Origin of the sequence: Chryseobacterium mucoviscidosis (assembly GCF_002177115.1) — a bacterium.
GTDB classification, from domain to species: domain Bacteria; phylum Bacteroidota; class Bacteroidia; order Flavobacteriales; family Weeksellaceae; genus Chryseobacterium; species Chryseobacterium mucoviscidosis.
Genome location: NZ_MVAG01000160.1, coordinates 1 through 1,049, shown reverse-complemented (window position 1 = coordinate 1,049; position 1,049 = coordinate 1). Strand labels below are relative to the sequence as shown.

Genomic DNA, 1,049 nt, shown 5'->3' with positions numbered 1-1,049 from the left:
TGTTTTAGTATTTGTGCAATTCTAAAATATTAATTTTAGACATTAAGCACCTCATGTTTTTCTCCGAATTCACGTTACCTACATTGGGACACCCACCTGTTCCAACTGAGGATCCATAACATTTCCATTCTTCTCTATTACAATTCGTTTCCGATATACTTGCTTTTCCTGAAAGATTCATCCCATACAAGGTAATTAATTTTGTATTTGCACCAACTTTGTAACAAACTTTATTTTCAAAATAAGTAAAAGACAATTCTCCTGCTTTTAAGCTTATAAAATTATCACCTACTAATGTATGGAATGAATGTTGAAACATTGGAGCTTGTAATTCGGCTCCTATAGTTATATCATTTACACTCCATAAAGAACTAGAGTTATTAGTACAAGTCTCATTATTCAAGAAAAGTCCCCATAATGCATCACCTTCACCACAATCTTTATAAACTCTTCCTGAACTAAGGGTAATGACATTTGTAGGAGTTAAACCAACACTTACCTGATTAGTTAAAATACTTGTCATTGGTATTGGTGTAAATCCATTTGTGGGATATGTATTATAATTAATTGTAGGACTATGGATCAATCGCAAAACTTGGGGGCTATGCAAAAAGTTTAGTTAATCTGAATAGAAAGAAAGTTCTGTCTTTTACCCCTCGAAGTTGTAGTCTGAAGTTTTTAATTTTCGCATTAAAAGATTCCGCAGCAGCATTAGTGCTTCTTGCTTCAAAATAATTGAGAATATCGTTGTAATGATTTATAATGGTATTCTTTAGTGTAGAAAATGATTTAAAACCCGACTCTTCAACATCCTTAAACCAATGAGCCAACTTCAACATGGCAACGGATTTTGTTATATTTTGATTGTATATTTTTCTTAAACTATCCGATAAATGGTAGATTTTTTCTAAATCGGGATATTCTCTAAACAGGATCTTTACCCGTTTACTTTGATTTTCTGTCCATTTTTCCCTGCTTTTGTAAAGTAAATACCGGCTTCTTGCCAGAAGTTGTTTTCGGGTATCTCCGTTTTCAAAAATATGAATGTC

The 1,049-nt window shown here is 32.5% G+C and carries 2 protein-coding genes; both read right to left on the bottom strand.

What is annotated here, in order from left to right; all coding sequences use genetic code 11:
- Positions 1 to 4: 4 nt before the first annotated feature.
- On the bottom strand, positions 5 to 523 hold the full coding sequence (locus B0E34_RS19195; protein WP_087712092.1) for a hypothetical protein: 519 nt from the start codon (positions 521 to 523) through the stop codon (positions 5 to 7).
- Positions 524 to 602: 79 nt separating this feature from the next.
- The coding region (locus B0E34_RS19190; protein ID WP_165762938.1) for a transposase at positions 603 to 1,049 on the bottom strand (447 nt) is incomplete at its 5' end.

Bases quoted from the DNA above. Each gene is read 5' to 3' on its own strand.
- B0E34_RS19195 (WP_087712092.1), bottom strand. From the start codon at position 523: ATGACAAGTATTTTAACTAATCAGGTAAGTGTTGGTTTAACTCCTACA.